At 67.5% G+C, this 25,701-nt stretch carries 19 protein-coding genes; 9 read left to right on the forward strand and 10 right to left on the reverse strand.

Annotation, left to right across the window (positions count from 1 at the left end; genetic code table 11):
* Positions 1 to 35: 35 nt before the first annotated feature.
* The 7 genes from ABID37_RS11960 to ABID37_RS11990 form a co-directional block, all read right to left on the reverse strand.
* Complete coding sequence (locus tag ABID37_RS11960; protein WP_354194948.1) at positions 36 to 1,118, reverse strand: efflux RND transporter periplasmic adaptor subunit; 1,083 nt, start codon at positions 1,116 to 1,118, stop codon at positions 36 to 38.
* Between the two features lie 2 nt (positions 1,119 to 1,120).
* Positions 1,121 to 2,215 carry an efflux RND transporter periplasmic adaptor subunit gene (locus tag ABID37_RS11965; RefSeq protein WP_354194950.1) on the reverse strand — a complete coding sequence of 365 codons (1,095 nt, stop codon included), beginning with the start codon at positions 2,213 to 2,215 and terminating at the stop codon, positions 1,121 to 1,123.
* A gap of 113 nt (positions 2,216 to 2,328) precedes the next feature.
* Entirely contained in the window at positions 2,329 to 3,066 is a 738-nt protein-coding gene (locus ABID37_RS11970; RefSeq protein WP_354194952.1) for an ABC transporter permease, read from the reverse strand.
* 10 nt (positions 3,067 to 3,076) lie between these two features.
* The gene (locus ABID37_RS11975; protein WP_354194954.1) at positions 3,077 to 4,015 is read right to left on the reverse strand and encodes an ABC transporter ATP-binding protein; all 939 of its coding nucleotides are present in this window, start codon (positions 4,013 to 4,015) and stop codon (positions 3,077 to 3,079) included.
* The gene (locus ABID37_RS11980; protein WP_354195181.1) at positions 4,012 to 5,175 is read right to left on the reverse strand and encodes an ABC transporter permease; all 1,164 of its coding nucleotides are present in this window, start codon (positions 5,173 to 5,175) and stop codon (positions 4,012 to 4,014) included. Before ABID37_RS11980 ends, ABID37_RS11975 begins: the two co-directional genes overlap by 4 nt.
* Positions 5,176 to 5,216: 41 nt before the next feature.
* Positions 5,217 to 6,125 (reverse strand): glycine betaine ABC transporter substrate-binding protein OsmF, encoded by a 909-nt coding sequence (gene osmF / locus ABID37_RS11985; RefSeq protein WP_354194956.1) that lies wholly within the window; start codon positions 6,123 to 6,125, stop codon positions 5,217 to 5,219.
* 136 nt (positions 6,126 to 6,261) lie between these two features.
* Positions 6,262 to 8,508, reverse strand: coding sequence for a heavy metal translocating P-type ATPase (locus ABID37_RS11990; protein ID WP_354194958.1), 2,247 nt, complete (start codon positions 8,506 to 8,508; stop codon positions 6,262 to 6,264).
* 296 nt (positions 8,509 to 8,804) lie between these two features.
* On the opposite strand from ABID37_RS11990, the gene ABID37_RS11995 reads away from it, so the two are divergent.
* On the forward strand, positions 8,805 to 10,577 hold the full coding sequence (locus ABID37_RS11995) for an ABC transporter ATP-binding protein (protein ID WP_354194960.1): 1,773 nt from the start codon (positions 8,805 to 8,807) through the stop codon (positions 10,575 to 10,577).
* Positions 10,578 to 10,580: 3 nt separating this feature from the next.
* Here ABID37_RS11995 and ABID37_RS12000 read toward each other — a convergent pair whose 3' ends face one another.
* The gene (locus ABID37_RS12000; RefSeq protein WP_354194962.1) at positions 10,581 to 11,210 is read right to left on the reverse strand and encodes a TetR/AcrR family transcriptional regulator; all 630 of its coding nucleotides are present in this window, start codon (positions 11,208 to 11,210) and stop codon (positions 10,581 to 10,583) included.
* A gap of 161 nt (positions 11,211 to 11,371) precedes the next feature.
* On the opposite strand from ABID37_RS12000, the gene ABID37_RS12005 reads away from it, so the two are divergent.
* The 3 genes from ABID37_RS12005 (at position 11,372) to nirK (ending at position 14,978) form a co-directional block, all read left to right on the forward strand.
* Complete coding sequence (locus ABID37_RS12005) at positions 11,372 to 12,871, forward strand: MFS transporter (protein ID WP_354194964.1); 1,500 nt, start codon at positions 11,372 to 11,374, stop codon at positions 12,869 to 12,871.
* A 19-nt stretch (positions 12,872 to 12,890) separates the two neighbouring features.
* Positions 12,891 to 13,295, forward strand: a complete 405-nt coding sequence (locus ABID37_RS12010) for a hypothetical protein (RefSeq protein ID WP_354194966.1) — start codon at positions 12,891 to 12,893, stop codon at positions 13,293 to 13,295.
* Between the two features lie 159 nt (positions 13,296 to 13,454).
* Complete coding sequence (gene nirK, locus ABID37_RS12015) at positions 13,455 to 14,978, forward strand: copper-containing nitrite reductase (protein ID WP_354194968.1); 1,524 nt, start codon at positions 13,455 to 13,457, stop codon at positions 14,976 to 14,978.
* A 69-nt stretch (positions 14,979 to 15,047) separates the two neighbouring features.
* Here the strand turns inward: nirK and ABID37_RS12020 are convergent, their stop codons facing one another.
* Positions 15,048 to 16,100 (reverse strand): linear amide C-N hydrolase, encoded by a 1,053-nt coding sequence (locus tag ABID37_RS12020; protein ID WP_354194970.1) that lies wholly within the window; start codon positions 16,098 to 16,100, stop codon positions 15,048 to 15,050.
* 253 nt (positions 16,101 to 16,353) lie between these two features.
* On the opposite strand from ABID37_RS12020, the gene ABID37_RS12025 reads away from it, so the two are divergent.
* From ABID37_RS12025 to ABID37_RS12045, 5 genes are all read left to right on the forward strand, one after another.
* A complete protein-coding gene (locus ABID37_RS12025) occupies positions 16,354 to 17,811 on the forward strand; it encodes a phospholipase D-like domain-containing protein (RefSeq protein ID WP_354194972.1) in 1,458 nt (485 codons plus the stop codon).
* Between the two features lie 153 nt (positions 17,812 to 17,964).
* The gene (locus ABID37_RS12030) at positions 17,965 to 18,807 is read left to right on the forward strand and encodes an endonuclease/exonuclease/phosphatase family protein (RefSeq protein ID WP_435521556.1); all 843 of its coding nucleotides are present in this window, start codon (positions 17,965 to 17,967) and stop codon (positions 18,805 to 18,807) included.
* A gap of 270 nt (positions 18,808 to 19,077) precedes the next feature.
* Positions 19,078 to 21,414: an AGE family epimerase/isomerase gene (locus ABID37_RS12035; RefSeq protein ID WP_354194974.1), complete on the forward strand. Its 2,337-nt coding sequence runs from the start codon at positions 19,078 to 19,080 to the stop codon at positions 21,412 to 21,414.
* A gap of 206 nt (positions 21,415 to 21,620) precedes the next feature.
* Positions 21,621 to 23,435 carry a GumC family protein gene (locus ABID37_RS12040; RefSeq protein WP_354194976.1) on the forward strand — a complete coding sequence of 605 codons (1,815 nt, stop codon included), beginning with the start codon at positions 21,621 to 21,623 and terminating at the stop codon, positions 23,433 to 23,435.
* Entirely contained in the window at positions 23,435 to 24,598 is a 1,164-nt protein-coding gene (locus ABID37_RS12045; protein ID WP_354195185.1) for a glycosyltransferase family 4 protein, read from the forward strand. The genes ABID37_RS12040 and ABID37_RS12045 overlap by 1 nt, the downstream gene beginning before the upstream one ends.
* Here the strand turns inward: ABID37_RS12045 and ABID37_RS12050 are convergent.
* A complete protein-coding gene (locus ABID37_RS12050; protein WP_354194978.1) occupies positions 24,496 to 25,701 on the reverse strand; it encodes a glycosyltransferase in 1,206 nt (401 codons plus the stop codon). The two genes, ABID37_RS12045 and ABID37_RS12050, sit on opposite strands and share 103 nt — an antisense overlap.

The following is a 25,701-nucleotide window of genomic DNA, read 5'->3' on the forward strand; positions in this document are numbered from 1 at the left end:
GTGGTTCAAAGCCCAGTCGGAAAGATTGAAGCCCTTCAATTGTGCTTTCCCTCGCCCTCGAGCCGCACCTTCTGGCCTTCGGCCAATTCATGCACGCCGGCGCTCACCACATAGCTGCCGACCGGCACGTCCTCGGTCACGAACCCGTCGTCCAGCCTCTGCACGACCTTGACCGGCCTGCTCTTCACCACAAGGCTTTGCGGATCGACCAGCCACACCGAGGTGGCCCCTTCCATATCGAGCAGGGCGCTGGCCGGCAGCACCACCGGCGGGGTGCCCGCGCTGCGGTGCGCCACGCGCACGGTGGCGCCGAGCCGGAAGCCGGGCGCCGGATCGTCGAGGGCGATGCGCAGGCGGCGCAGCCGCGTCTGCGGGTCGGCCTGCGGCGCCACCTCGCGCACCGTGCCCCTGCCGGTCACGGAGGGATCGGCCTGCAACTGCACCTCGAACCCGGCGCCGGGTGTCAGGAGCCCGTCGAGACGGTCCGGCACGTCGACCACCACCTCGCGGATGTCGGGGCGGGCCACGGTCAGCACCGGCTGGCCGGCCGCCACCGTCTCGCCGACCTCGGCATGGACCGCCGAGACGACGCCGTCGAAATCCGGGCGAAGCTGGGCATAGCCGCGCTGGTCCTCGGCCCTGTTGAGGCCGGCACGGGCCTTCTCCAGCCCGGCGGCGGCGCTGTCGCGGGCCTGGCGGGCCGCGTCGTAGACCGCCTGCGAGACGCTGTTGGAGGCGAGCAGCGCGCGCTGGCGCTCCTCGCTGGCCGAGGCGCTGGCGAACTGCGCTTCGGCGCTCGCAAGGTCCGCCCTGGCCGACTGCACGGCAAGATCGAGCGCCGAGGGGTCGATGGTGGCGACGGTGTCGCCCTTTTTCACGAGGTCGCCGACATTCACCGGGCGGCTGGTCAGCCGGCCGAGCACGCGGAAGGCAAGCCCCGTGCTGTAGCGGGGCTCGACGGTGCCGGTGAAGCCGGCCTCGGCGATCGCATGGGGCTCGACCACCGTGTAGATCACCGGGCGTGGCAGGGGCTCCGGCCTCGGTTCCTCGGCCTCGCCGCAGCCCGCGATCAGCAGGAACGGCCCAGCGGCGGCCAGCAGGCGCAAGGATCGCATCATGCTCATTGCCCCTTGCTCGTGCCGGCGTCGGCGTTCACGATGTCGGCCACCTGCCCGGGATGCAGCATGTGCCCGCCCTTGACCACAACGGTGGCGCCTTCCTCCAGCCCGGCGCGCAGGATCAGACGCTCGCGCTCATAGGCAAGCACCTCGACCGGGACGAGACTGACGACGCCCGTGTCGGGGGCGATGCTCCACACCGCCGGGCGGCCCCTGTCGGAAGTGAGCGCGCTCCACGGCAGCACCGCCACCTTCTGCTGCGGCAGGTGGACGGTGCCCGTCACCACGGCGCCGAGCGCCATCTGCGGCGGCGGGTCGATGATCTCCACCTTCACCCGGACGGTGCCGGTGCGCGCATCGACCACCGGGGAAACCTCGCGGATCCGTCCCTGCGCGGTGACAGCGGGGTCCGACAGCAAAGTGAGGGTGACGGCGGTGCCTGGCGGGCCATGGTTCACCAGCGTTTCCTGCACGTCGAAGACGGCATCGCGCCCGCCGTCCACGGCCAGGGAGAAGGCCGCCTGCGCAGCCTGCACCACCTGTCCGGCCTCGACGTTGCGGGCGGTGACGATGCCGGCCGAGGGCGCGCGCAGCTCGGTATAGGAAAGCTCGTCGCGGGCGTTTTCCAGCGCGCTCTCGGCGCTGGTCAGCGTGTTCTTCGTCGTCAGCCATTGCTGCTCGGCCTGATCGAACCGGCTTCTCGTGGTGAAGCCCTGGTCCAGCAACTGCCGCTGGCGCTGGTAGGCGGCCTCCGCCTCGACCAGCAACGCTTTGGCCGCGTCGCGCGAGGCCTGCGCGGCGCGCAGGTTGGTCTGCTGCTCGGCATCGTCCAGCCGCGCCAGCAGGTCGCCCGGCTCGACATGCGTGCCGACATCGGCGCTGCGTTCCACGATCTGGCCGCTGACCCGGAAGGAGAGATCGACATTGAGGCGGGCGTGGATGTCGCCCGACAGTTCGAGCGGCTGGGCATAGTCTTCATAGCCGACCTTCTGCACCGCCACCGGCAGGTTTTGGGCATGGGCGGCAAGCGGTCCGCAAAAGGCAAGGGCCGCAAGCAGCAGAAAGCTCGACCCACGAGACAATGACCCTGACCCCATGCTTGATCCTGCCTCCTCAGGCGCGCCTTCCGGCCCCGTGCCGGCTGATACCACCCGCCGGAGCCCAGGGCAATTCCGGCACTTCAAGACCAAGGCTTGCGCGATTCCGGCCGTCAGCGGCCCATGCGCCGTGCGGCAAGGCGCTCGAGCGCCGAGAGCCCGTCATAGATCAGCACGGCTATGGCCGCCACGATCAGCCCGCCTTGCAGCACGAAGGCGAGGTTGTTGGAAAGCAGCCCGGCGATGATGACTTCGCCCAGCGTCCGGGCGGCGACGGTGGAGCCGATGGTCGCCGTGGCTAGGCTGATGACCACCGACAGGCGGATGCCGGCGAGGATGACCGGCAGGCTGAGCGGCAGCTCGACCCTGAGCAGCCGTTGGGCGGGCGTCATGCCGGCGCCGCGCGCCGCCTCCACGACATGGGCGGGCAAGGTGGTGAGCCCGGTCAGCGCATTCTCGAAGATCGGCAGGAGCCCGTAGAGGAACAGCGCGATCAATGTGGGTTTTTCCCCGAAGCCGACCGCCGGGACGGCCAGCGCCAGCACCGCGACCGGCGGGAAGGTCTGGCCGATATTGACCAGGCTGCGCGACAGCGGCAGGAACTCCGTCCCGAACGGCCGCGTGACCAGTATGGCGAGCCCCACCGCCACGACGATTGCGCCAAGCGTGGCGATGGCCACCGTGCGCAGGTGCAGGAGCGTCAGCGTCAAGAGGTTGCCCTGATTGTAGATCGCCGGGGCGTTGTTCTCGGTCAGCGGCTTCAGCAGCGGCTCGAACCAGCCGGGGTTGGTTATGAAGGCGACCAGAAAGGCCAGCAGCGCCAGCCGGGCAAGGGTGGGCAGCCACTTCATGCCAGTTTCCTCATGCGGGCCGCGCCGCCAGCCGCACCAGGCCGTCCACCGTCACCTTTCCGATCAGCCTTCCGTCGGCGCCGCGCACCGGCAGGGCCGGCCGGCCCGACCACAGGAGTTCGGCCAGCGCATCGCGCTGGCTGGCCTCGGCGGGGATGGGCTCGCCTTCGGCAACGCCCTGTTCCACCGCCTCGCCGACTCGGCCGAGCGACAACAGCCGGAACGGCTTTTCGCTGGCGCCGACCAGTGTCTCGACGAAATCGCTGGCGGGGCGGGCAAGGATGCGCTCCGGCGTGTCGTACTGCAGCAGCCTGCCGGCATCCATCACCGCGATCCGGTCGCCCATGTGCACGGCCTCCTCCATGTCGTGGGTGACCAGCACGATGGTGGTGCCGAGCCGCTTCTGGATCGCCAGAAGGTCCTCCTGCGCCTTGGTGCGGATGATGGGGTCGAGCGCGCCGAACGGCTCGTCCATCAAAAGCACGTTCGGCCCGGCCGCAAGCGCGCGGGCGACGCCGACGCGCTGCTGCTGGCCGCCGGACAGCTCATGCGGATAGCGGTGGGCGAATTCGGCCGGATCGAGCTGGAACAGGCTCATCAGTTCCTCGACGCGCGTCGCGATGCGGCCTGCGTCCCAGCCGAGCAGCACGGGCACGGTGGCGATGTTCTCGGCCACGGTGCGGTGCGGGAACAGGCCGTGCCCCTGGATGACGTAGCCGATGGAGCGGCGCAGTTCGTAGCCCGGCACCGTGCGGTTGTCGGTGCCGTCGAGCCGGATCGCGCCGGAGGTCGGTTCGACCAGCCGGTTGATCATGCGCAGCAGCGTGGTCTTGCCCGAGCCCGACGTGCCGACGATGACGGCGATGCTGTGCGGTTCGATCGCCATCGACACGTCGTCGACCACGGCGGTGTCGCCATAGCGCTTGGTGATGCCTTCGATCTCGATCACGACGGGCCTCCGTTTTTCTGGACGCAGGTGAGTTCCACCACGGCATCGAGCACGATGGCGGCGGCGAAGGCCAGCATCACGGTGGGCAGCGCGCCCAGCAGCACCAGGTCCATCGCCGTCTGGCCGATGCCTTGGAAGACGAACACGCCGAAGCCGCCGCCGCCGATCAGCGCGGCAATGGTGGCGAGGCCGATGTTCTGCACCAGGACGATGCGGATGCCGGTGAGGATCACCGGGACGGCGAGCGGCAATTCCACGCGAAACAGCCGCTGGCGTCCGGTCATGCCCATGCCGCGCGCCGCTTCGTTGGCCGTGCGCGGAACGCCGGCGAGCCCCACCACCGTGTTGGCCACCACCGGCAGCAGTGAATAGAGGAACAGCGCCAGGAAAGCGGGTGCCGTGCCGATACCGCGAATGCCCAGCGCCGTCGCGCCCGGCACATTGGCTGCAATCCAACCGAGCGGCGCGATCAGCAGGCCGAACAGGGCGATGGACGGGATCGTCTGGATGATGTTGAGCACATTGAGCACGCTTGCCCGCAGCGGCGCCACGCGGTGGCACAGGATGCCGAGCGGCAGGCCCACGATGGCCGCCGCCGCCAGCGAGCCGAGGGCGAGGGTGAGATGCTTGCCGCCCTCGGTCCAGAAGCTGTCGGCGCGGTTGGCGTATTCCTTGAGGATCGACAGGCTGTCCCAGCTCCCGGACGCCAGCAGCAGGCCAAGCAGGGCGGCGGCCGCCAGCAGCGCAAGGATGCGCGCCCATGGCGACAGGGCCAGCCGCGTCAGCACATCGGCCAGCAGCAGCATGAAGGCGAAGAGGAGCAGCCAGAACCCGTGGGCTGGCGAGACGCGGGCATAGTTGTTGTCCTCCGGCGTGAGGAAGCTGCCTGCCACGCCGATCAGAACCGCAATGGCTATGAGCGCAACGAGGCTCGCCCCAAGGCGAAGCAGGAGCGGCGTGCGCAAAAGGGCGATCAGCGCGGCGATGACGATGACCGCCGCCAGCGCCCCGCCGGCGATGGGCGGCAGCGCCTCCAGCAGCGAGCGCGCCTCGCCCGGCACGATGCGGTTGGCGCGGAACGTGGCGAAGGGCGCCGCCAGGCAGGCGTAAAACGCAATCGCGGCGATCACCACGCCAAGCTTGTCGAACCGGATGCCCACCACGCCGTCTGTCGCCTCGCCCCCGAAAGACTATCCGGGGACTATTTCAGGAAGCCGTTCTTCTTCAGGAAGTCCTCGGCCACGGCTTTGACCGGCTCGCCGCCGACCTGCACGCGGCCGTTGAGGTCCTGAAGCGTCACGAGGTCGAGCTTCTCGAACACCGGCTTCAGCAGTTCCTCGATCTGCGGGTTCTGCTTCAGCACCTCTTCGCGGATCACCGGGGCCGGCTGGTAGACCGGCTGCACATGCTTGTCGTCTTCCAGCACGACGAGCCCGGAGGGCGCGATGCCGCCGTCGGTGCCGTAGACCATCGCCGCATTGGTGCCGTTGGTCTGGTTGGCGGCCGCCGCGATCGTCGCGGCCGTGTCGCCGCCCGACAGGGTGATGAGCTGGTCAGGGTTGAGCTTGAAGCCGTAGGTGGTCTGGAAAGCGGGCAGGGCGGCGGCGGAATTGACGAACTCGGCCGAGGCGGCGAGCACCACCTTGCCGCCATCGGTGACATATTTGCCGAAGTCCGACAGGGTGGCGAGGTTGTTCGCCTCGGCGACGTCCTTGCGCAGTGCGATCGCCCAGGTGTTGTTGGCGGGCGAGGGGCTCAGCCACACGATCTTGTTGGCGTCGTAGTCGAGCTTCCTGGCTTCCTCGTAGGCCTGCTTGGGGTCCTTCCACAGCGGCTCGTCCGCTTTCTCGAAGAAGAAGGCGGCATTGCCGGTATATTCGGGATAGATGTCGATCTCGCCGGCCAGGATCGCCTTGCGCACCACGGGCGTGCCGCCAAGCTGGATGCGGTCGCTGGTCTGGATGTCGTTGGCGTTCAGCACGAGCTGGATGATGTTGCCCAGCACGCCGCCCTCGGTGTCGATCTTCGACGACACCACCACCTGCGCGCTTGCGGAAACGGCGGAAAGGCCGAGCGACAGGGCGACGGCTAAGGACCTGATCGGAAACATTGCGAGAAAACCCCTCTTTCAAGCGGGCGCGGCCGCGCCGGATCGGAGAAGGTTAACGCGTAATGCTCGCGAGGGTTTCATGAAAAACGCATCGGCGCCTTTTCTCCTGACAAATCCTCATCGTGGCCGTCATCCGTCATGGCCTGCCGGGCCGGAAGGCCAGCAGGCGCATGGCGTTCAGGGTCACCAGCACGGTGGCGCCGGTGTCGGCCAGCACCGCGATCCACAGGCCGGAGAGGCCGGTGACGGTGGTGATGAGGAACACCGCCTTGAGGCCGAGGGCGATGGCGACGTTCTGGCGGATGTTGCGCATGGTGGCGCGCGCCAGCCGGATCATGCCGGCCACATCGTTGATGCGGCTGCCCATCAGGGCGGCGTCCGCGGTCTCCATCGCAACGTCGGTGCCCGAGCCGATGGCGACCCCGACACTGGCGGCGGCGAGCGCCGGGGCGTCGTTGATGCCGTCGCCGATCATCACCACCTGACGGCCGGCGGCGAGCTTGCGGATTTCGCCGACCTTGTCCTGCGGCAGCAATTCGGCGCGCACCTGCATGCCGAGTTGTCTGGCGATGGCGGTGCCGGTGCGGGCGTTGTCGCCGGTGAGCATCACGCTGTCGACGCCGAGCTGCCGCAGCCGGCCGATCCCCTCGGCCGCGTCGGGGCGCGGCTCGTCGCGCATGGCGACAAGGCCGATGGCGTTGCCGTCGGCGATCACCACCGCCACCGTCTTGCCGTCGCTTTCCAGCGCGGTTGCGGAACGGATCAGGTCGTCGGAGACGGTTCCGGCCTCGCCGGCAAAGCGCGGCGCGCCGATGAAGATGGCCTGACCGCCGACGCGCCCTTCCATGCCCCGGCCGGCGATCGCGCGGATGTCCCCGCCGGCAAGGGCAGGCGCGGCGCTTTCCGCCGCATGGTCGACGATTGCCGTGGCCAGCGGGTGGCTTGATTCGCGCTCCACCGCGGCCGCGATGGCGATGAGCCGCGCCGCGTCGCCGTCGGCGGCCACCACGTCGGTGACCTTCGGCTTGCCGAGCGTCAGCGTGCCGGTCTTGTCGAAGGCGACGGTCTGCGCGCCGGCCAGCGTCTCGATCACCGCGCCGCCCTTGATCAGCATGCCCTGCCGGGCGCCGGCCGAAAGGCCGGAGGCGATGGCGGCCGGAACCGAGATGACCAGCGCGCAGGGGCAGCCGATGAGCAGCAGGGCGAGCCCGCGATAGATCCATTCGTCCCAGCTGCCGAAGCCCGCCAGAGGCGGCACCACCGCCACCAGCACCGACAGCGCCACGATAACCGGCATGTAGACGCGCGAGAAGCGGTCGATGAAGCGCTCGGTCGGGGCCTTCGCCTCCTGCGCGTCCTCGACCAGCGCGATGATGCGGGCGATGGTGTTGTCGGAGGCGGCGCGCTCGACGCGGATGCGCAGCGAGCCGTCATGGTTGATCGAGCCGGCGAAGACCGCGCTGCCCTCCTGCTTGGCGACCGGCACGCTCTCGCCGGTCATCGGCGATTCATCGACGCTCGACATGCCGGCCACGACGGTGCCGTCGGCGGGAATGCGGTCGCCCGGCCGGCACACCACAGTCTGGCCGACGGCCAGCTGGTCGGTCGGCACCTCGCGCAGGCTGCCGCCTTCCTCGACCATGGCGGTGCGCGGAATGAGGGAGCCCAGCGCCTTGATGCCCGAGCGGGCCCTTGCCGCCGCCAGCCCTTCCAGCACCTCGCCGACCAGGAACAGCAGCACCACCACGGCCGCCTCCTCGACCGCGCCGATGATCAGCGCGCCGATGGCGGCGACGCTCATCAGCATCTGGATGGTGAAGGGCGCGCCCATGCGCGCCGCCGCCAGCGCACGCCGCGCAATCGGCGCGACGAGGACCAGCGTCGTGAAGGAGAACACGTAGCGGCTGCTTCGCGGCCAGAAGAATTCGGCCGCGAAGGACAGCGCGATCAGCACCAGCCCGATGGCCGCATGGCGGGACTTCACGCTCTGCCACCAGGGCTTTTGGGCCTTGGCCGGAGCTGCTGGCGCCTCATGGCCGTGATCGTGGCGGCAGGCGTGGCCATGGTCATGGTCGCGGTGGTTGTGACCATGATCGTGATCGTGCGCAGGGGCTGACCGGCCGGCCTTTGCCTTCGCATCCAGCAGGGTGGGGACGAACCCCAGCTTGCGCACCGCCTTCTCGATGGCGTCGACGGGCGTTTGCGCGGCGTCGAGCGACAGCGCCATGGTCTCGCGCGTCACCGAGACGCTAACCTCGGACACGCCGGGCAGGTGGCCGAGCGCGGTGGTGATGGTGCCGGCGCAACTGGCGCAATCCATGCCTTCGACGCGGAAGACGAATGCTTCCGCCTTGCTGACGCCTGCAGTTCCGGGCTGGGTCATGATGCAAGTCCTTCTTCCAGTCCGGTGGTTGTAGTTTCTCTAGCGGCTAGAGGTTCAAGGGGTATTTTGCGAAATTTTTCAAAGCAGCTTGAAGAAGCATGTGCGGCGGACGATAGTGCGCAGCCTCGACTCGGGGATGGCTTCCCGGGAAGCCGCGGCTTCGCCCTGCTGGGTAGGTGCGAAAAGGCCGGCGGCAGAGGAAAAATCGACAGGCACCGCCATCCCGTCGCCATGGGTGCGATGCGGATCGGGCGAGACCCGGCTCAATCAACGCCAGCGCGAGGATGGATGCGGCGATGACCGATATGGCACTGCGGACTGCCGACCAGTCGCCCGGCAAGCGCGACCTGCTCAGGCGCTTTGCCGCCTATTACCGGCCGCACCGGCGGCTGTTTGCGCTGGATTTCGGCAGCGCGGTGGCGGCCGGCCTGCTGGAGCTCGCCTTTCCGATGGCGGTGACGCTGTTCATCGACAAGCTGTTGCCGACCGGCAACCTCGGCCTGATCGCGCTGGCGGCGCTGGGCCTCCTCCTCGTCTATGCGGTCAGCGCCGGCCTGCACGTCATCGTCACCTATTGGGGCCACATGCTCGGCATCCGCATCGAGACCGAGATGCGCCGCAAGGCCTTCGATCATCTGCAGAAGCTGTCCTTCGGCTTCTTCGACAACGTCAAGACCGGCCATCTGGTGGCCCGCCTGACCAAGGATCTGGAGGAGATCGGCGAGGTCGCCCACCATGGCCCGGAGGACGTGTTCATCGCCATCATGACGCTGATCGGCGCCTTCCTGCTGATGCTGTGGGTGCATGTGCCGCTGGCGCTGATCACCGCCATCATCCTGCCGGCCTCGGCCTTCATCACCATGTATTACGGCGGCCGCATGACCCGCACCTGGCGGGCGATCTACGGGCGCGTGGCCGAATTCAACGCCCGCATCGAGGAGAATGTCGGCGGCATCCGCGTGGTGCAGGCCTTCGCCAACGAGGACCATGAGCGGCGGCTGTTCGCCGAGAACAATCGCAACTATTTCACCACCAAGCTGGAGGCCTACAAGGTCATGGCAGCCTCGATGTCGCTGTCCTACCTGTCCATGCGCTTCGTGCAGGTGGTGGTGATGCTGGTGGGCGCCTGGTTCGTGCTGCGCGGCGAGCTCACCCCCGGCGGCTTCGTCGGTTTCCTGCTGCTGGTCAATGTGTTTTTCCAGCCGCTGCAACTGATCAATTCGGTGATCGAGATGTATCCGAAGGGCATCGCCGGATTCCAGCACTACACCCGCTTCCTCGACACAAGGCCCGACATTGCCGACCGCCCCGGCGCCATCGAGGCCAGCGGCTTGAAGGGCGACATCGAGTACCGCCATGTGCGCTTCGGCTACGGCGCCGGCCGGCCGGTGTTCGAAGACCTCAGCCTCAAGGTCGAGGCCGGCGAGACGATTGCCTTCGTCGGCTCCTCGGGGGCCGGCAAGACGACGATCTGCTCGCTGCTGCCGCGCTTTTACGAGGTCGAGGCCGGGGCGATCCTGGTCGACGGCGTCGACATCCGCGACATGACGCTGAGGTCGCTGCGCTCCCATATAGGCATCGTGCAGCAGGACGTGTTCCTGTTCGCCGGCACCATCCGCGAGAACATCGCCTACGGACGGCTGGGGGCCAGCGAGGCCGAAATCGTCGAGGCGGCACGCCGGGCCCGGCTCGACCAGGTGATCGCCGCGCTGCCAGCCGGGCTTGACACGATCATCGGCGAGCGCGGCGTAAAGCTGTCGGGCGGCCAGAAGCAGCGCCTCGCCATTGCCCGCATCTTCCTGAAGAACCCGCCGATCCTGATCCTGGACGAGGCGACCTCGGCGCTGGACACCGAGACCGAGCGGGCGATCCAGCAGTCGCTGGCCGATCTCTCGGAAGGCCGCACCACGCTGGTCATCGCCCACCGCCTCGCCACCATCGCCAATGCCGATCGCATTCTGGTGGTGGAGAACGGCCGCATCGTCGAACAGGGAAGTCATGCCGAACTGCTGGCCCGCCCGGACGGCCGTTATCGCACCTTGCACGCAGCCCAGGCCGCGGCGCGATAGGTTCTATCGAACCAGTATCCGGCCCAGCATCTGCTCCAGCATTCCGCACAGCGGTGCGGGATCCAGTTGCCCGGCCGCGATGGCGTCGTCCACGACGCCGTGCATGCCGTCGAACAGCACCAGCGCGGCGGCACGCGCATTGGGCAGGTTCCACGCGCCGGCTTCCTGCCCGGCTTCCAGCAGGGCGGCAAGCTGGCCGATGACCATGTCCTTCTCCCGCGAGCGGCGGCGGTCGTGGGTGAAGTCGTGGAACACGACGTCGTGGAGCCGGAAATTGGCGAGATAGGTGCTGACGGCGGCGCGCAGCCAGGCATTGAAGCGGGCAGGGTGATCGGTGTCCGGCACGGCCTCGATGGCGGCGGCGGCCCGGGCCGCGAAATCCTGCGAGAAGCGTTCGCGCAGCGCCACAAGCACATCCGCCTTGGTGGCGAAATAGTGGTAGAAGGTGCCCTTGGCGACACCGGCCCGGGCAACGATGTCGTCGACGGTCGTCGCCTCCAGCCCCTGTGCGATGAACAGGTCGGCTGCGGCCGAGATCAGATGATCCGTCCGCACCTCGGCCGGCAGCACCCGGCGCGCGCGTGGCGCCCGCGCTTCGGCCGGCGCTGCGCCCGGGCGTGTCGCTGCGGCCATTTCCCAACTCCTCCATCGCGTTTCGACCTGCTGCCGGCCTATCGCATATCCGGCGGGCTTCGCAAGCAATCCTGCTATTGACCGACGGTCGGTCGATAATTTATTGATGAGTGAATCGCTCAAGAAATATGGCCCCACCCATGGTCCGCTCCCGCAAAAGAATGGCTGTCGCCGCCGTTTATCTCGGCACCTTCATGGCCACGCTCGCCATCAGCATCGTCACCGTTGCGCTGCCGGCCATCCAGGCCGGCCTCGGCACCGATCTTTCCGGCCTGCAATGGGTGGTCGGCTCCTATGCGCTGTGCCTTTCGGCCTTCATGCTGTCGGCCGGGCCGGTGGGCGACCGCTACGGCCGCAAGCGCGCCTGGCTGGCCGGCGTCGCGCTGTTCGTGGCCGGGTCGGCGATCTGCGCTTCGGCGTCCACCTTGGCCATGCTCATCGCCGGCTGCGCGCTGCAGGGCATCGCCGGCGCCTTCGTCATTCCCGGTGCGCTGTCGATCCTGACGCAGACCTTCCCCGATCCGGTCGCCCGTGCCCACGTCATCGGCGGCTGGTCGTCCTTCAGCGGCATCTCGCTGATCATCGGCCCGATGCTCGGCGGCATTCTGGTCGACAATATCGGCTGGCAGAGCATCTTCCTCATCAACCTGCCGGTCGGCGCGGCTGCTCTGCTGCTCGGGTTCGGCGGCATCGACGAAAGCGCCGACCCGGACCACGCCGCGCTCGATCCGGCGGGGCAGGTGCTCAGCGTGATCTTCCTCGGCGCGCTCACCTATACGCTGATCAGCGCCGGCAATGCCGGCTGGAGCGCGCCGGCGGTGCTTGTCGCGCTGGCGGTTGCAGCAGGCGCGCTGGCGCTGTTCGTCGGGGTCGAGATGCGCACGGCCCGGCCGGTGCTGCCGGTGGACCTGTTCCGCGAGCCGGCCTTCGCCTCGGTCAATTTCGCCTCCTTCGTGCTCGGCTTCGCCGGTTACAGCAGCCTGTTCCTGTTCTCGCTGTTCCTGCAGCAGGCGCAGGGCTGGTCGGCCACCCAGGCCGGCTGGCGCATGGCGCCGGTGTTCGCCGCCATGGCGCTGGTCGCCTCGGCGTTCGGCCAACTGGCGCGGAGCTACGGCATGCGCCGGCTGATGGTGCTGGGCTATGTGCTGCTTGGCCTTTCCATGCTGGCCATGGCCTCGTTCACCCCGGACACCTCCTATCTCGTGGTTGCGCCGCTCTTCGCCCTGCTGGGCATCGGCATGGGACTGGCGGTGCCCTCGACCGGGGCAGCGGCGATGGAGGCGGCGCCGCGCGAGCGCACCGGCACGGCCTCGGCCACCATGAATGCCCTGCGCCAGGGCGGCATGACCATCGGCATTGCCTTGCTCGGCACGCTGATGGGCGCGCGCGCCGTCGCGTCGCTGACAACCGCTTTCGGCAAGGCCGAGGTCGCGGATGCGGCTGCCCTTGCCGGCAGCGCCGTGCGCCGCCACGCCATGCCCGCCGGGCTCGACATGGCGCCCGATGCCTTTCGCGATCTGCTGGCGTCATCCTTCGCGAACGGGTTCGCGGTCGCGGCCGCTATTGCCGGCCTTTGCGGCCTGATCGCCGCCGCCATTCTCGCCGTCGCCACGCGCCGCAATGCGGCCCGGCGTGCCGTGACCGTCATCGATGAAGCCTGATCTATCAAGGAGACCTGAAATGAAATTCTTCCGCGAACTGGAGCCGGACGTCTATCTGGGCGTCGGCAAGCTCGAAACCGAACAGGACGGTCATGGCTGGACCGGTGAATATGATGCGCTTCTGGCGCGCGGCCGGCTTATGGCGATCATCGTCACGGACGGCGACCGGCCGCTGCCGCCGGCCGGCAAGCCGATGATCCTGTGGATGAAGACGCGCAAGGCGGAGCTTGCCCGGCTGGTGGCCGGCACCGTCCATGTCATCGAGGACGAGGAAGAACGCGGGTCGATGGAGCGTGCTCTGCCCGGCCGTGCCAAGGCCTCTCCCTATCCGGTGGCGATCGCGGCAACCGAGGCCGAAGCCCTTGAAAAGGCACGCGTCATTCTGGATCATGCCGTGGCGGAGGCTTGTGCTGCCGTGAAGTAACGGCCTCAATCTTGTCCTGTTCTGTTTTCCATCGCACTATGGAAAAAGGAGAGGATACCTACGATGAACAAGACAAGGAAAGCTGGACCGGGCATGCTTGGTGCCCGACCACTTACGACTTCAGCAACGCATTCGGCGCGGGACCGGGCGAAACGGCGCATGCCGGCCCGGCTCCTCGCCATCATGGCGGCGCTGCTTTCGATCATGCTCTGGTCGCCGACCCTGGCCCAGACCCACAATCACGGCGCGGGCGCGGGAACCGCGCAGGCGGATACCGCGCAGCCCCAGCCTGCCCAGTCGGAGCCGGCACCGGCCCAGACCACGCCCGCACCGGATGCCGATGCGTCGTCCGGCGGTTCGAGCGCCGCTCCGGTGGTCAGCTACCACAGTCCGACGATTTTCACGCTCAGGACCGGCATCGCCGGCGGGCGCATGGTCTATCTCGGCGTCGGCGGCGACATCGACGGCGAGATCAACCCCACCCTCATGGTGCATGAGGGCGAACTGGTGCAGATCAACCTCATCAACGGCGAGGGTGCCGAGCACGACGTGGTGATCGACCAGTATGCGGCGCGATCCTCCATCGTCGTCGGCAAGAACGCCTCGTCCACCTTCTCCTTCATCGCCACCAAGGTGGGAGAGTTCGCCTATTTCTGCTCCATCGCCGGCCACCGGGAAGCGGGCATGGAAGGGCTGGTCCACGTCATGCCCGGCCCGCGCAGCGAAATGGACACGAATGCCGCCGACATCGTGCGCGATCCCGCCGACCTGCCCGGCCCCATCGGCCAGCGTGCGCCGCAGGTGGTGCGCGTCGACCTGGAGACGGTGGAACTGACGGGCCGCCTCGACGACGGCACCACCTATGTCTACTGGACCTTCAACAGCAAGGTGCCGGGGCCGTTCCTCAGGGTGCGGGTCGGCGATACGGTCGAGGTCCACATCAAGAACGCCGCCGACAGCGTCATGCCCCATTCGGTGGATTTCCATGCCGCGACCGGTCCGGGCGGCGGTGCCGACTTCACCCAGATCGCGCCCGGCGAGGAGGCGGTGGTGACCTTCCAGGCCTTGAAGCCCGGCATCTTTGTCTATCACTGCGCGACGCCCAGCGTCGCCCACCACATCACCAGCGGCATGTATGGGTTGATCCTCGTCGAGCCGGAAGGCGGGCTGCCGCAGGTCGACCGCGAGTTCTACGTCATGCAGGGCGAGATCTACACGGTCGAACCGTTCGGCACCAAGGGCGAGATGGAGATGGACTATGACAAGCTGCTGTCCGAGCAGCCGGAATATTTCCTCTTCAACGGTTCGGTCGGCGCGCTCACCAAGACCCATCCGCTCTATGCCAGCGCGGGCGAGACGGTGCGCATCTACTTCGGTGTCGGCGGGCCGAACTTTACCTCGTCCTTCCATGTGATCGGCGAGATCTTCGACCATGTCTACACGCTGGGCAGCGTCACCTCGCCGCCGCTCACCGGCGTCCAGACGGTGACCGTTCCGCCGGGCGGCGCCACCATCGTCGACTTCAAGATCGACCGCGGCGGGCACTATGTGCTGGTCGATCATGCCCTGTCGCGGGCCGAGCGCGGGCTGGCGGGCTACCTGATCGTCGACGGACCGGAGAATGACGAGATCATGCATTCCGGCCCGGCGGGCTCGATCCCGGCCCCGGACAGCGCCGAATAGGAAGGGCCGCGCTGGACGGAACTGAAAAAGGAAGCAAGGGGCGCTTCCGGGGAAGCGCCCCTTGCCTTGTCATTCGGCCGGTTCGAAGGCGAATGGCTCGGCTGCCACGAACGCGCCCGAGACCTCGCCGCTGAAAATGTGGCGCTGGTCCGGGCCGAGATCCAGCTTGCGGACCTCGCTTGCCTCGCCGAAATCGAGCTTCTTGACGTCGACCCAGAAAACGTTCGGCGAATAGACGGACTCGAAATAGTAGAGCTTGTCCTTGTGGTCGGCCACGGTGCGCCAGCGCGTGGTGGACAGGTTGGGCTGATTGTCGATCGAGATGCCCCATGGCGCCGAGGCATTGCGGATGACGCTGAACACGGCGGCGGCCGCCTCGCGCGTATCGTCGGTCTTGGGAATGGCGTTGATGAGGAAGCTCGCGCGGGCGAAGCGATCCTCGGCGCGGCTGGTGCCCGGCAGGAACACGTTGCCGGGGATCTTGCCCCAATAGCGGGTGATGGCGAGCTGGTCCTCGAAACGCGGCTCGTTGGTCATCACCTGATAGTCGCGGCTGTGATGGATATCCAGCCGGCCGTCGATCCATTCGAAAATGGCGCTGTCGCCGGTCGCGTCCGAGAGCGACAGATGCAGCGTGGTCAGCTTGCCGGGCTGGCCGGGCACTTCGCCCGTCGCAGGATGCAGCGGCGTGGTCCGCGCATGTTCGACCGCCTCGGCGACGGTCGCGAACTGGTCGAGGAAATATTGCGCCCAGATCGACAGGGAGATGCGTGGTGTCTTGCCATCGTCCTCGGGATATTGGGCATTGACCAGCCACAGCATATTGGCGACCAGCCCGGCCTCGTTCATGCCGTCCGTGGTCGAGATGTCGTAGCCCGACACGATCACGCTGCCATAGCGCGAGGACCATTGCGCTGAATTGGGACCGGCCGCGCCGTTGCGCTCCATGCCGCGCGGAAGCACCCACAGATTGGAGATCATCTTGTCGCGCCAGTCCATGGAGCGGCCGGTCAGGTAGCGGCCGTCGGGGCCGTGATAGACCACGCGCGTGCAGGCTTCGGCGATGTTTGCCGCAAGCAGGGAAGCAGCGAGCATTGTGCTGGCGACGAGTTTGGCTTTCATCTTTCGATCTCCTGACACGGTGTGGGAAGCGCCTCCATGGGAAGCTTCGCTGCTCATTCTAGAACGAGGATAGCGGATCGGCGACGCGATTTGCCACGGCAGTACAATGCCAGGCCGTGGATGAGGCGGGTCCGCCTTCCGCATTCGCGGCGTCTCGCCATGACCGGCCGGATTCGGCCATCGGACCCGTTTCCACTTTCCCGGCTCATGCTCTAGGTTCTTGCCAGTGCAGGGTTGCGGAGTCGCTTTGCCCATGTGGGACCTCTTGCTGGCCTATTGGCCGCATATTCTTGCCGTCATCTCGGTGCTGGTCGCCGCCGTTGCCGGCGTGCATGCGGCCATGACCAAGGACGAGGTGCGCTCGGCCATCGGCTGGGTCGGCGTCATCATCCTGTCGCCCATCGTCGGCGCACTGATCTATGCGGTGGCCGGCATCAACCGCATCCGGCGCGACACGCTCGCCGCCGAACGCTCGGCGGCCGGGCACGAGAAGCCGGTGCACCCGGGCGCGGACGTGACCGATGAAATGATCGCCGACCGCTACGGGCGGCGTTTCGCGGCCCTGAAGAGCGTGGGCGACCGGCTCACGCACCACAGCATGACCGCCGGCAACTCCATCGACATGCTGAAAAGCGGCGACGAAGCCTATTCGGCCATGATCGGGGCGATTGCCGGCGCGCGCCGCAGCGTCATCCTCGAAACCTATATCTTCGACCGTGACCCCATCGGATTGCGCTTCGCCGATGCGCTGATCGCGGCGGTCAAGCGTGGCGTCGTCGTGCGCGTGCTGATCGATGCGGTGGGCGCCCGCTATTCGGTGCCCAGCATCGTCAGCTATCTGCGCGATGGCGGCGTTCCAGCCGACGTTTTCAACGGCCGCATCATCGTCGGCCTGCGCCTGCCTTACGCCAATCTGCGCACCCACAGGAAGATCGTTGTGGTGGATGGCGCGGTCGCCTTTGCCGGCGGCATGAACATCAGGCAGGGCTTCACCGCCGAGTTCGCCGGCACGGCCAGCGCCAGGGACACGCATTTCTGCATAAGGGGTCCGGTGGTCGCCGACATCTTCGCCATCGCGGCCGAGGACTGGTTCTTCGCGACGGACGAGCGGCTGGCCGGCGAGGCCTGGCAGATCGAGCCTGCGGCGGTGGAGCCCGGCGCGCCCGTCTTCATGCGCGCCTTGCCTTCGGGGCCGGATGCGAGCCTGGAAACCAACCACAAGATGTTGATGGGAGCCTTTTCGGTCGCGCGGCGCTCCATCCGCATCATGTCGCCCTATTTCCTGCCCGACCGCGAGCTGATCAGCGCGTTGACCACCGCGGCGCGGCGCGGCGTCGACATCGACATCGTCGTGCCGGCCGCCAACAATCTGGTGCTCGTCGACCGGGCGATGACGGCCCAGTTCGACCAGGTTCTGCGCAGCTACTGCCGGGTCTGGCGGGCCGAGGGCCCGTTCGACCACTCCAAGCTTTTGGCCATCGACGGCACCTGGGCCTTTGTCGGCTCCTCCAATCTCGATCCGCGTTCGCTCAGGCTGAATTTCGAGATCGACCTGGAGGTGCTCGACGCCCGCGTCGCCGGTGAGATCGACGCGCGCATCGCCGCCATCGTCGAAAAGGCAACGCCGGTGACGCTGGCCGGCCTGCGCGCCCGCTCGTTCCCCGTACGGCTGGTGGATCGCATCCTGTGGCTCGGTTCGCCCTATCTTTGAAGCGCCGGGGTGCCGAAGGTCATATCTTTGACAGGAAAGACTTTAAGCTGTTTGGGCGTTGCGTCGTGATTCGCGCTTCCCTAACTTAGGGAAAAGTCCCGACTCGCACCCGCAGCTCCAGCCTGCGCAGTCCACAGGGAGACGGCAAGGAACATGCAGAAGCTTGGCAGCGGACTTCCCGCCAGCATCCTGGAGCGGATTCGCATGCGCCGGAACCATGCGGGGCATGTGCCGGCGGTGGAGCATGGCGGCCAGTCCGGCCTTGTCGTGGCTTCCTACAATGTCCACAAATGCGTCGGCACCGACGGGCGCTTCGATCCGGAGCGCACCAGCCGGGTCATCCATGAGATCGGGGCGGACGTCATCGCCCTGCAGGAGGCCGACAAGCGCTTCGGCAACCGGGAAGGGCTGCTCGACCTGACGCGGCTGGAGCGCGAAGCGGGGCTGACGCTGGTGCCCGTCTTCGGCAAGGCCAAGGCGCATGGCTGGCATGGCAATGTGGTGCTGTTCCGGCGTGGCGCGGTGCGCGACGTGCACCAGTTCAAGCTGCCGGGGCTGGAGCCGCGCGGCGCCATCATGACCGAGATCGATCTGGAGGCCGGCGGCAGCATCAGGATCGTGGCCGCCCATTTCGGCCTTCTGCGCCATTCGCGCACCCTTCAGGCCCGCATGATCCTCGACATCATGAATGCCAGCGCCGAGACACCGACCCTGTTGATGGGCGACCTCAACGAATGGCGCCTCAACGATCGTTCGGCGCTCGCCATGTTCGAGGCGGCCTTCGGGCCGTTGCCGCCTGCGGTGCCGAGCTTCCCATCGCGCCTGCCGCTGCTGGCGCTGGACCGCATCATCGCCAACCGCACGGATATCGTCTCGCCGGTGATGGCGCACGACACGCCGCTGGCGCGGGTCGCGTCGGACCATCTGCCGATCAAGGCCTTCGTCAAGCTGGCGGCCGATGGCGAGGACGCGCAAGGCGAGCGCCGGGCGGCGTAAGGCGCCACAGGGCGTCAACCCTGTTCGTCATACCCGTGGCTAAGCCTTCCGTCGGTCCCATAACACCTTCTGGCAATCGTTAACCTGGATTAATCGGGCGCGTCTGCGACATCGCCTATGGTCCGGTCTTGGGGCCGGTTCGCATCCTCTCGAACAGGGCAGGTCGGTGTCTGTGCACGGGCCGACGGATGCCGCTTTCGGGGACAAGCCGGGTATCGGGCGGTTGCGAATGCTCAATCGAAAGGGACGGATAAACGGGGGTGGCTGATCATGGCCGAGCGCATTTCGTGTTTCGTGATGAGTGGCGGGGTCGGGTCGCGTTTGTGGCCGCTTTCGCGGGAAGACAATCCCAAGCAATTCCACGATCTGTCCGGCGACGGCTCCATGCTGGTGAAGACGGTGCGCCGCCTGAAGGCGCGTGAAGAGGGGCAGACCCCGGTCCACATCATCGCCGCCGAACGCAACGCCGAGCGCATCCGCACCGACCTTGCCGGTTTCGACTATAGCGGCGGCGGCGCAATCTTCGAGCCCGTCGGGCGCAACACCGCGGCGGCTGTGGCGATCGCCGCCCTGCACACCCTCAACAGCCACGGCGACGGCATCGTGCTCATCGTGCCGTCCGACCATGCCATCACCACCGACCGCCAGTTCTGGGACAGCGTGGAGGCCGGCGTGCCGGCGGCGAAAGCCGGACAGGTGGTAGTGTTCGGCATGAAGCCCACGCGCCCCGAAACCGGCTATGGCTACATCGAGGCGGGCGACGACCTGGCCGAACAGGACCAGCAGGGGGCGGGCGTGCGCCGCGTGGTCCGCTTCGTCGAGAAGCCCGATGCCGAAACGGCAAGCCGTTACCTCGCGACGTCCGATTTCTTCTGGAACACCGGCATCTTCCTGTTTCGGGCGGCGGTCATCCGCGCGGCCTTCCTCAACCATCATCGCGACATCTGGCTTCAGGCTGAGCGGGCGCTCGACACTGCCGCGCGCGACCTGTCCGGCATCTACCTGCCGCTTGATTCCTATGCGTCGATCCCCTCGATCTCGGTCGACTATGCGATCATGGAGCATCTGTGCAACATCGCCATGGTGCCGGCGCGCTTCCGCTGGAGCGACCTGGGGTCATGGCAATCGCTGCTCGAGGCCAGCCGCACCGACGAGCGCGGTAATGTGGTGATCGGCGACGTCGTCGCCATCGATTGCGAGCGCTCCTATCTGCGCAGCGGCGGCCGGCTGCTGTCGGTCGTGGGCCTCAAGGACGTGGCGGTGGTGGCCACCGACGACGCCACCTTCGTGGCCCCGGTGGCCGAGAGCCAGAACGTCAAGCATGTCGTGGAGCAGCTCGAGAAATGGGGCCGGCTGGAGGTCAAGTTCACGCCCGCCCATGACCGCGTGGTGCTGCCCGGCGCCTGGCGCCAGCGCGTGGCGCACTGGCTGTTCGAAGAGACGCTGCCGCGCTGGTCGACGGCCGGGGTCGACGAGCGCCATGGCGGCTTCCACGAAGCCTTCGCCTTCGACGGCACGCCGCTTTGCAAGCCGAAGCGCATGCGCACCATGGCGCGGCAGGTCTATGCCTATTCGATCGCCAAGCTGCGCGGGTGGGACGGGCCGGCCGACGACCTGATCGCCCATGGCATCGCCTTCATGGAAAAAGGCCGCACCAAGCGCGGCGGCTGGGCGCGCACCCTCAATGTCGACGGCTCCATCGCCGATCCGTGCGAGGATGCCTATGACCATGCCTGCGTGCTTCTGGCGCTCGCCTATGCCCACCGCGCCGGCAATCCCGATGCGCTGGCGCGGGGCGAGGAGGCCATGGCCTTCGTCGAAACCTGGCTCGAGGACGAGCGGCTGACCGGCTTCCTCGAAACCTGCGACGGCACCGAATTGCGGCGCTCCAATCCGCACATGCATCTGCTGGAGGCATTCCTGGCCTGGCACGAGGTCACCGGCGAGCGCAGCTATCTGCGCCGCGCGGCCCGCATCGTCGACCTGTTCAGGACGCATTTCTTCGATCCCGAAAGCTGGACGCTCGGCGAATATTTCGACAATGAATGGAAACCGGCACCGGGCGGGCAGGGTGTGTGGACGGAACCCGGCCATCATTTCGAGTGGGCTTCGCTGCTCGTCGAGTTCGCCGCCCGCAGCAAGCAGTCCGACCTCATTCCGTTCGCGCGCAAGCTCTATTCCTCGGCGGTGGCCAATGGGCTGAACCGCGCCACGGGTCTCGCCTATGGCGCGGTGTCGCGGGACGGCCTGCCGCTCGACCTGATCTCCAGAAGCTGGCCGCAGGCGGAGGCGATCAAGGCGGCGATCGCGCTCGACCGTCCGGAAGGCCCCGACCTCAAGCCGGAGATCGAGGCGCGCGTCGGCCGGCTGTTCCGCTGGCACATCGACCCGGCGCCCACCGGCTTCTGGATCGACCGCATCGACGAGCGGGGCAAGGCCGTGGCGGGCGAAGTGCCGGCCAGCATCTTCTACCATCTGGTGACGGCGCTGATGCAGTATCTCGACAAGACCGAAGGCGCGGTCGTCCATTCGCTGGCCGTTCCGAACATGGCTGCCGTCGCGGAGGCGGCCGAGCCTGCCCGTCCGGCGCTGCGCGATATCGCCTGAAACAGGCGTGTGGCCATGTCCTGGTGGGCAGCCGCTTTTGCCCGCCGCCTACCTCGATTGGTCGTGTTTTCGCGCCGGTGGGGGAGCGCTACTCTGACAGGCAGGGCAGGCACAGCAGGGGGCAATTCTTGCAACGCCATGTATGTCGTTTTCGATGGAATCCGGCCTTCGCGATTCTTGCTGGTCGGTAGCTGGAGATTGCAGCCATGCTAGAGCGCCAGTGGGCAGCGGCGGCGGCACGACCCGATTGGCGTGGTTCCGGCGCCTCTGCGGAATTCATCAACCTGTCGGATATCCTGGCCTTCTTCAGCCGGTACGTCGTTTCGATCCTGCTGTGGGCGCTGGTCGGCATCGTTGGCGCGAGCCTCTATCTTGCGACCTCGGACCGGATTTTCACGGCGCGCACCCAGATCCTGATCGAGCCCAAGCTGCCGCAGTTCATGCAGCAGCAGATGGTCGAGGTGAGCCTGTCGCTGGATACGGCCCAGATCGAAAGCCAGCTCGCGCTGCTGCGCTCGCAGAAGATTGCCATGATGGTGGTCGAGGAACTCGGCCTGGCCCACGATGAGGCCTTCAGGGATACGGGCGGGCCCGGGCTCGGCGAGAGGGTTGCGCGGCTCCGGGCGCTGCTTTCCGGAAAGCCATATGTGCCGGCCTCGGTCGAGGAGGCGGATGCGAACCAGACGGAAGCGGCCCTGAAGCAACGGGCGGCCGACATCTTTTCCCGGAGCCTCGACGTCCAGCGCGTCGGCGTTTCCTACGCCATCGATATCTTTTTCAAGTCGCAGGACCCGGCATTGGCCGCGCGCATCGCCAACGCCACGGCCGATGCCTTCGTGCGCGAGCAGATGGAAACCCGGGCGGTCGCGGCGCGGGAAGGCGTCGTCTGGCTGGAAAAGCGCATCGACGAAGCCGGCGCCCAGATGAACAAGGCGACCCAGATCGCCCAGGAATTCCGCGCCACTTACGACTACCGCATCGACAAGCCGGACGATACCGCCGCTGCCGCCGGCAAGCATGCCGACGGGCCGACGCTGGAACAGCTCGAGGTGCAGGCCGAAACCTATCGCAAGATGTATGAGAGCCTGCTTTCGGCCTATACCGGCGCGGTCAACCAGCAGCCGTTCCTGATCGCCAATTCGCGCGTCATCACCACGGCCGTGCAGCCGAACGTGCAAAGCCAGCCCCGCAAGCGGCTGACGTTGGTCTTCGGCGCCTTCGCCGGGCTGATGCTGGGCGTCGGCCTTGCCTTTGTCCGCCACAGCCTGGACCGCACCCTGCGCACGCCGCGTCAGATCGGCGAGCAACTGGGGCTGGTCTGCATCGGCGAATTGCCGCCGGCCGTCTCCCGCAAGGGCCCCGGCGTCTATGACGAGGTGGTCAGGGACCCGCACTCGCCGTTCAGCGCCAACCTCCGCAGCGCAAGGGCTGTCATCAGCCTTGCCGATGCCGGAAAATCCAGGCTGTGCATCGGCATCACCTCCGCGCCTGCGGGCGGGAACAAGAGCGCGGTGGCCAGCAACCTGGCCGCCCTCTATGCCGCCTCGGGCGTGCAGACCCTGCTCGTCGACATAGACCCCCGTTTCACATTGACCCATGCGTTCAGGGAAAGGTTTACCCGCGCCGAAACGGGCGATGGTCTCCATGAACCCGGCTCCGCCGCCTGCGGGATCGGGACCGTCGCGCCGGCGCTGTTCGATTTCCTGCCCAACGCGGAACGCGGGCCGGCCACCCTTGCCTTGCCCGCCAACATGCAGGTTCTGCTCAAGAAACTGGATGGCTACAAGGTCGTGATATTCGACCTTCCGGCCTATGAGTTCGGGGCCGATGGCCTGCTGGTCTGTTCGCTTCTGGACGGGGTGGTGGTCGTCGCCGAGGGAGATCGCACCCCGCTCGATTCTCTGGCCGATCTTGCCCGCACCCTGCGCATCGCCAATGCGCCGCTGCTGGGCGTTCTGTTGATGCATGCGCGCCGCCTGCCCCGGCTGCCCATTCGCAGCATGCTGCGCCGTTTCGCGTGATGGCGCACGCGGCGCGGCACTGGGCGATCAACGGTCGCTTCCTGGCCCAGCCGGTCACCGGCGTGCAGCGCTACGCGCGTGAGGTGGTGCAGGCGCTGGACGCCCTGATCGCCGCGGGCGGTCCTCTCGCTCATGCCCTGAGGGTCGAGCTTCTGATGCCACCGGAGGCAAAGGACGATCTCGCTCTTGTGGCGATCCGCAGCCGCTCGGTCGGCAATTTCGGTGGGCATGGCTGGGAACAGACCGTGCTTCCGGCGCATGTCAGGGGCGGCCTCGCCAGCCTCTGCAACAGCGGCCCGCTGGCGGTGAGGAAGCAGATCCTGTGCGTCCACGACCTCAACACGCGCGCTTATCCGCAAAGCTATTCGCTGCCGTTCCGGCTCCTCTACCGCACCCTGATCCCGGCGCTCGGCCGGACGGTGCGGCATGTCGCCACCGTGTCGGATCATTCCGCGGCGGAGTTGGTGCGCTACGGCCTGTGCGGGGCGGGCAAGATCACCGTCGCCCCGGACGGCTACGAGCATGCGCTGCGCTGGACGCCGCGCCACTCGCCGCGCACGCGGGCCGTCGCCGGCCCCCGCACCGTCGTGCTTCTGGGCAGCCGTGCCCCGCACAAGAACATCGGCCTGATCCTCTCCATGAGCGACCGGCTCGCCGCCGCTGGCCTGCGGGTGGCCGTGGCCGGGCTCTCCGATGGGCGGGTCTTCGGCGCGGTGGAGGAGCGGGCGGCATCGAATGTCGAGTGGCTGGGCAGGATTTCGGACGACGAGCTTGCCGCCCTGCTTGAGGACAGCCTGTGCCTTGCCTTTCCTTCCTTCGTCGAAGGGTTCGGCCTGCCGATGCTGGAGGCCATGGTCCGCGGCTGCCCGGTGGTGGCGTCCGACCGCGCCAGCCTGCCCGAGATCGGCGGCGATGCCGTGCTCTACGCGCCGCCGGACCGGGCTGACATCTGGTTCGACCATTTCATGCGCCTGGCGGGCGATGCGCGGTTGCGCGACACCATGGTCGCGCGTGGCCGCGTGCAGGCCAAGCGGTTCTCCTGGGCAGACTCGGCCCGGCGCTATCTGGAACTCATGGCAAGGGCGGATGGGCTGGCGACGAATGTTTCGGCGGCGCCGGCAAGCCCCGATCTCGTTTCGGCCACCACATGCTCGAAGCTGTAGGCCCGCGCATAGCGCAGCGCCTCCACCTGGGCCGCCGCCAGCGCCCTGGAGTCGCCGAGGACGGCGGCGACGCTTTCCCGGGTCAGGGGAAAGACGCAGTCTTCGTAGCCGGGCAACAGGCCGGTGAAGGCGCCCGGCGCGGCGAACACCGGCCGGCCGGCCGACAGTGCCTCGATGATCTTGATCTTGGTGCCCGTCCCCTCGACGGGGCAGATCACCGCCCGGGTGCTGGCATAGAGAAGGTTCAGGTCATCGACGAAGCCGAGCAGTTCGGCCCCGCTTGCCGCGGCAACCCGCTTGTCGCGGCAGACGCTGCCGGCAATGGCGATTTTCAGCGGCAGCCCCCAGCCGGCGTAGGAATTCAGGAAGCCGCTGATCGCGCTCGGGTTCCATCTGTTGTTGGAGCCCACGAAAACCAGGTCATATGTGGGCGCGACGCCGGCGGGCCGGGGGTCGCTCCAGCCCTGCAAGGCAGGCGGCACGATGCGCACGCGATCGCGTTCGAGCAGCGATTTCAGGAACAGGCCTTCGCTGTAGGAGGTCGACCATATCTCGTCGACCTCGCCGAGGTAGAAAAGCTCGCGCTTGAGGGTGAGGATCGATCTTGGCCCGGGCCGGCCGGGAGGGTCGTCCTGTATCCGTTCCAGTGCGGCCAGATCATGGGTGTCGACGATGATGTGCGGACCGGGAGAGCCGTTGAGATGGGACATGCCCCACGGATAGCTGACCAGCGCCAGCTTCAGATCGGGATCGCGCAGCAGCCGGTCGAACTCCGGCGTCAGCCCCGGCAGATGGGTGCGCAGGGCACGGGCCGCGGGCCTGCCGCCGAGATAGGAGATCAGGCCCTTGAACTTCTGGACGATGGCGAGCTTCCGGCTCCAGTCGTCGAGCACCAGCTCGGCGCCCGGAAAGCGGGTGCGGAACGCTTCGATGCCTTTCGGGTTCCAGGGCCATTGGTGATGGTTGCGATAGGAATAGACGACCACCCGCCAGCCCAGGGCAAGCAACATTTCCACGCCCTGGCAGGCGCGCACATGGCAGCCGTCGGTCACGGCGCTGAAACAGCCCGCGAAGAAGAAGATGGCCAGGCTCCGCTTCTCCAC

Origin of the sequence: Aquamicrobium terrae, assembly GCF_040545735.1 — a bacterium.
GTDB classification, from domain to species: Bacteria; Pseudomonadota; Alphaproteobacteria; order Rhizobiales; family Rhizobiaceae; genus Mesorhizobium; species Mesorhizobium terrae_A.